A 5,846-nucleotide genomic window follows, 5' to 3' on the forward strand; every position below is an offset into this window, starting at 1 on the left:
GGCGCCCATCAGGAAGCCCATCATCGCACTGCTGTGCTCGATCGGGTCGCCCAGGCGGGCCGCGAGGAAGGCGGAGTCCATGGCTGCGTCAGCGCTCCGGGGCGATCAGCCGGCGGCCGGGCGGGCCCAGGAGAAGGTGCCCAGGATGCGCTGGAAGGTCTGGTCGGCGGCCTCGAACTCCGATTCCCGCGCCGTGTTGGTGATCGTCATCACCCGGGCGTCGTCGATCATGGCATAGACCTGCCGCTGCTGCAGGAAGCCCTGCTCCACGCTGTTCCAGCGGAACACGATCTCGATGCAGTCGCGGCCGTCCAGCACGCCCTCGCGCTGCAGCTTCAGCCGGAAATCCTGCGCCCGGTGCTTGAGGTCATGGACCTGGCGGGAGACGAAGGCCGACAGGTCCTCGCCCGGCTTCACCCGGTCGGACGCCACCAGGATGTTCGGCGTCACCGCCTGCCCGGCCTTGGCCGGTGCGGCGAAGATCGTCATGGTGCGGTCGGTCCAGTCGTCCGGCACGCTGACGGAGAAGTCTCGGTTCACGCTTGTCTGCGCCACGCGGGGCCTCGTCGGTCGGAAGGGCGGGATCAGGGCTTCTTGGCCGGGTCGGGCACGAAGGGCGGCGTCCTGGCATCCGCGATGTCGGGCTTCTTGGCCGAGCCGTCATAGACCGTCCGCGCCGCCTTGGCCCAGCCGTCGCCGACCTTGCGCGCCAGCTCCTGCTGCGCCTTGTCGGCGACGACCTTGCGCACCGCGTCCTTCATCGCCCCGCTGCTGCCGGGCAGGGCGGCGACCGCGTCGTCGGCCGCCTTCTTCACGCCGTCCATGGCCTTCTTCGCGCCGTCGACGCCGCTGCCGAGGCCGGTGGCGCCCATCAGGGTCTTGGCCCGGTCGCTCCAGTCGCTGCCCAGCTTGCGCCCCGCAGTCTTGGCGACGCCGTCCGTGATCGCGGTCTCGGCCGCGTTGATGACGGCGTCCTGCATCCCGACGGGCAGGCCGGACAGGACACCCCGCACCTTGCCGCGGGCGCGGTCGAGGATGGAGGCCGAATCGACCTGCGGCATCTCGCGGAAATCCGGCGGCACGAAGGGCGTGGCGCCGGTGAGTTCCGGCAGCGCCGCGATCGGGCTCGACCCGGAGGAACCGGCGGCCGCGCTCATGGCCCCGGCCACGGCCGATGCCATCGAGCCGGCGGACCCGGCCGCTGTCTGCAGGGCCTGCTGCGCGGCGCCGACGGCGAACTGCGTCACCTGCGGCGGCGCGAACTCCACCAGCGGCCGGATGACCTTGTCGCCGATGGTGTTGAAGGCGACCTGCTTCATGCCGTGGGCCGCGGCCATGATCGGCGTCTTCACGGAATTGCCTGCGAAGGACATGGCGTCTCTCCCCCCCTCTCTCGCGCGCCGGCGGCTACCAGGCCGGCCCGAAGGTCCGCACGGCGATATCATAGGCCCGCCGGTTGATCGCATCGACGAGCATGAGATCGGGATTGGGCCGCGAGCTGATCAGGATGAAGGACACCCAGGCGTTCCCGGCCTTGCCGATGGTGAGGCGGACCTTGATCGGAGCCCCGTTGACCTGGGCGTCGGCCTCGCCCTCCCGCGCCTCCTTGAGATCGGTGCGGAGGTCGACCGGCGCCAGCGCCATGCCCGCGACATCGGCGCCGGTCGCCCGCTTGACGGCGCCCAACAGCGTGTCGGCGAGGTCGCCGTAGGAGACGTAGGCCGATTGCGGCGCCACCAGCACGTTGAGCTGGCCGATCGTGTGATCGCCGACCTTGTTCTTGAAGTTGAGGCTTTCCTGGCTCGGCCCCGCGGTCTCGTCGCGGCTTTCGACCCAGATCTCGGGCACACCAAAACTGGCCGGCAGGATCTTCGAGATCTGCACGGTCCGGACCGGCTCGACCGAGGGGCTGTCGGCGGCCTGCAGCAGCTGGAAGCTCTTGGCGGCGACGACGAACGGCTCCTCCGCATTGGGATAGGCGGCCGCCTCGGCATAGCCGGTGACCAGGTACAGCTTGTCGGCGTTCTTGTAGGTGGACATCCGGTACAGGAAGTCCTTGCCGTCCGCCCGGCGCCCGGCCAGGACATCGGCGTTCCAGCCGGCGGCCGAGTAGTAGGTGTACTGCTTCAGCACGGTATAGCCGTTCTGCCGCAGCCAGGCCGCCAGCCAGTCGGCGCTCGACAATTCGCGCCGCAGCGTCTGGGCGAAGACCTCGATCATGGCCCGCTGGTCCCGGCTGCCGTAGCGGGACAGCAGGACCAGCCCCTCGCCGTCGGGGGTCTCCGGCTTGTACGGCTCGAACTTCAGCCAGTCCTTGGGCAGGCGCAGCCTGAAGGACAGGGCCGGGTCGCCATTGTCCTCGACCTGGAGATTCGTCGATTGCTCGATCTGGCTCTGGGTCGAGCGCGGCTTCAGCAGCAGGTCAGTCACGGCACTCTCCTCGGCCTGGGCCGGCGTATGGGGCAGGATCACCGCCAGGGACAAGCCGACAATGGTGATGACGACGATCGAAAAGGTCATGAGTTCGGCCAGACGATCCTCTCCCGCCATGCGGGCGACATCCCGCCTGCGGTACAGCCAGAGCAGCGACAGGCGCCACGTCAACGGGACATCTCCCTTCCTCGCGGTCTGCCGCTCGTTCACCCGGATGATCCAGCGAAAGCCGACCAGCACCAGCAGGACGAACAGCCCGTAGACGCAGAGCGCCAGGCCGGCGACCAGGCCGAGCGAGACCGGCGTCTCCGCCTGGCCGTGGCGCTGCACCCAGCCATAGGTCGCCGCCAGCAGGACCGCCAGGACGGCGATCAGACCGAGGACGATCCGTCCGGTTCGCCCCTTCTGGGGCAGGAGCGCCGCCAGGGCCGCACATATCGGACACATCGGCCGCTACTTGCCGGTACGCGGCGGGGGCCCGACGCTGAGGTCAACTCCCAGCTCGGCGCCCACGAGCGCTTCGAGTTCGCCGAAACCGCCGGCATGATAGCGGCTGTCGGCGCGATCGTAATAGGCGTGGCCGCCGGCCCCGCCGCCGACGGAGCCCAGCGACCCCGAGACGCTTCCCTTCGATGCCAGGGTCCAGTCGTCGGGCACGCCCGGCAGCCAGCCGATCGGAACCGAGAACTGGCCCTCGGCCTTGCCGTCGACGGCGGCGGCGCTGGCCTTGGCGGCGCCGGCGATCCCGATGCGCTGCCCGTCGTCGCCGAGCGTGTAGCCGGCCGACGCTTCCGCGGCCATCAGCTTGCCTTCGCCGGACAGGCCGAAGCTGCCGGTGGCGGGATTGCCGACGTCGCCGCCCATCTTCAGCCGCGCCATCGCCGCCTCGCCGGAGGCCTGCGCTCCGAACCCGTCGTTCGTCACCCCGGAATACACCTTGCCGGTGGCGGCGAAGGCGTCGATCTCGAAATTGCCCTGCTTGACCGTGGCGCCTGCGACGGTCGCCTCGGCCTTCAGCACGTCGCTCGTGGGCGTCGTGGTCCGCTCCGCCTTCGCCTCGGCCCCGAAGAACTTCGCGTCGGCCGGGCTGCCGGGAGGCGATTGCGCGCCCCACCATTTGGGATTGGCGCTCCAGCTGGTCGCGCCGGCGCCGCCGCCCTGGGCCACGCCGGGGCCCTGGTTGGCGCCCTGCGCCCCCGGCGGAGCGGCGAGGTTGACGTCCGCCACGGTCGGCCCCTGCCCGCCGGCGGCGGTCTGGACCGTGTCCGGGGGTGAGCAGTTCAGCAGGATCGGCGGACCGTGCGCGTCGATCGCTTCGGCGTTCATCAGCACCGTGGCGCCGGCGGCCTGCTGCAGGATGTCCTTGTCGCCCAGGACATGAACGCCCTGGTCGAAGATGTTGACGAAGCTCTTCGCCGCCCCGCCCGCCCCCTGGGCCGAGAACACCTTGGTCTCGGACTGGGTCTCGACCCCGTCGGCGCTGAGGCGGATGCTATGCTTGCCATTGAAGGACAGGATGATCTGCGTCTCGTCCAGATGGATCATCGCGCCCTTGTGCTGCAGCGTGATCCCCTTCGGGGTCATCTGCGCCTGTGACGCCTTCACCGTGGTCAGATGCAGCGTCTCCGCCGCCACCGTATGGGCGTTGCCGACCTGCTGCCGCTTGTTGTTGCGGACGATCTCGGTCGCGTCCTTCTGGGCGTGCTGGAACAGCTCCTCGGCGCCGGCCTGATCCTCGAAGGTCATTTCATTGAACCCGGCGCCGCCCGGGCTGGTCGACGACTTGAAGCCGGTGCGGGTCTTGTTCGCCGGCAGCGCCAGCGACGGCATGGTGGTCGGGTTCGGCACCACGCCGACCACCAGCGGCTTGTCCGGGTCGCCCTCGAGGTAGCTGACCAGCACCTCCATGCCGATGCGCGGGATCGTCTGCGACCCCCAGCCGGACCCGCCCCAGGGCTGGCTGACGCGCAGCCAGCAGGAGGAGGTGTCGTCGCCCTTGGCGTAGCGGTCCCAGGGGAACTTGACCTTGACCCGGCCATAGCGGTCGGTGTGGATCTCCTCCCCCGGCGGCCCCACCACCAGGGCGGTCTGCATCCCGTCGATGCGCGGATGCGGCGTTCTCTGCTCCGGCACCCAGCGGGTGCTGGCGGGGATCACCCGGAACCGGTTGGAATAGCTCGGCGCCGGGCGCTCGCCCATCACATAGGTCTGGTCCTCGGCCGAATGCACGACCCCGACCACGGCGTATTCCGCGTTCTCCGCGGCGATCGGGTGGCCGTAGAGCCGGAACTTCTGCGCCGGCGCGATGCGGCGGTTGCCGCTCTCGGCCTCGATTACCTCGAACCCGGCCTCATGCGCCTCGATGCGCCGGCGGGTGACGTGGTCGGCGCGGTCCTTGTCCATGAACCGGCCGCCCCAGCGATACATCTCGAACAGGCGGTTGGATTCGATCGGCGCCACCGAGGGCTGGTTCCGCGTCACGGGGGCCTGCGGCGTCTCGAAGTTCCAGTCCGCCTCGGCCGCCTGGCCCGGCTTGAACGCAAAGCGCCGGGTCCAGCCCGTCACGTCGTTGAGGTCGAGATTGGTGGTGGTGAAGCGGACATCCGGCTCGGCCCCGAAGGTCCAGGCATGCGCGCCGTCCGCCACCACGAAGACGTGCCGCGGCGGCGCCCCGTCGCTGCCCGGCTCGTGCCGGAACCACCAGCACCAGCCCTCTTCCTCCAGCAGCCGGCAGATGAAGGCGTAGTCGGTCTCGTTGTACTGGACGCAGTATTCGCGCACCGCCTTGGGCCCGATCACCGGGCCGAAGTCGGTATCGCGGATCTTCGCCTCGGTGAAGATCGTCTCGAGGATCTGCTGGGTGGTCTTGTTCTGGAAGATCCGGCAGTCCGAGGTGTGGGTGAACAGCCAGAGCCAGGGCCGGATCTCGAGCGTGTAGCTGCGCATCCCCTCGCCCAGCGCCGGGCCGGCCGCGAGCGCGGCGACGACGCCCGACCATTGGCGGCGCTCGCCGCCGGGCAGCTCCAGCGACCAGTTGATCGGCAGCCCGACCAGCTCCTTCGGCGTCACGTCCTGGCGCTTGGAGCGGACGCGGAGCCGGAACTCGAACAGGCCGCTCAGCCCCTCGGTGCCGTCCATGACCTCGAGCAGGAAGACATCCTCGCCGAGGGGGGTGTGGACCGACAGCAGGCGCCCCGCCTGGGTCAGCGATCCGGTATAGTCATAAGGAGACATGGGGCACCCCGACCCTGCGGTTCGCTCCCCCCGACGGCCATGACGGCCGACCGGCAGGGAGAGGCGAAGACGGTATCATATGGTCAGCGGGCCCGCCCCTGCCCGGGATCGGGCGCGTAGCGCAGGGCTGCGGCGATGACCGCCAGGGCCGCCAGCAGGCGGCTTCCGGCGGGGCGCTC

The 5,846-nt window shown here is 70.0% G+C and carries 5 protein-coding genes; all 5 read right to left on the reverse strand.

Going from position 1 to position 5,846, the window contains the following annotated elements; genetic code table 11:
- The coding region (locus tag P409_RS41695; protein ID WP_458574378.1) for a hypothetical protein at window positions 1–81 on the reverse strand (81 nt) is incomplete at its 3' end.
- Between the two features lie 24 nt (window positions 82–105).
- Complete coding sequence (locus P409_RS24200) at window positions 106–555, reverse strand: DcrB-related protein (RefSeq protein ID WP_034844671.1); 450 nt, start codon at window positions 553–555, stop codon at window positions 106–108.
- Window positions 556–584: 29 nt separating this feature from the next.
- On the reverse strand, window positions 585–1,373 hold the full coding sequence (locus tag P409_RS24205) for a hypothetical protein (RefSeq protein WP_034844673.1): 789 nt from the start codon (window positions 1,371–1,373) through the stop codon (window positions 585–587).
- Between the two features lie 34 nt (window positions 1,374–1,407).
- The gene (locus P409_RS24210) at window positions 1,408–2,880 is read right to left on the reverse strand and encodes a hypothetical protein (RefSeq protein ID WP_034844675.1); all 1,473 of its coding nucleotides are present in this window, start codon (window positions 2,878–2,880) and stop codon (window positions 1,408–1,410) included.
- A gap of 6 nt (window positions 2,881–2,886) precedes the next feature.
- The gene (locus P409_RS36420; RefSeq protein WP_052121329.1) at window positions 2,887–5,667 is read right to left on the reverse strand and encodes a type VI secretion system Vgr family protein; all 2,781 of its coding nucleotides are present in this window, start codon (window positions 5,665–5,667) and stop codon (window positions 2,887–2,889) included.
- Window positions 5,668–5,846 lie beyond the last annotated feature (179 nt).

This window comes from Inquilinus limosus MP06, assembly GCF_000767795.1.
Lineage (GTDB): Bacteria > Pseudomonadota > Alphaproteobacteria > DSM-16000 > Inquilinaceae > Inquilinus > Inquilinus limosus_E.

Bases quoted from the DNA above. Each gene is read 5' to 3' on its own strand.
- P409_RS24205 (WP_034844673.1), bottom strand. From the start codon at position 1,373: ATGTCCTTCGCAGGCAATTCCGTGAAGACGCCGATCATGGCCGCGGCC.
- P409_RS24210 (WP_034844675.1), bottom strand. From the start codon at position 2,880: ATGTGTCCGATATGTGCGGCCCTGGCGGCGCTCCTGCCCCAGAAGGGG.
- P409_RS36420 (WP_052121329.1), bottom strand. From the start codon at position 5,667: ATGTCTCCTTATGACTATACCGGATCGCTGACCCAGGCGGGGCGCCTG.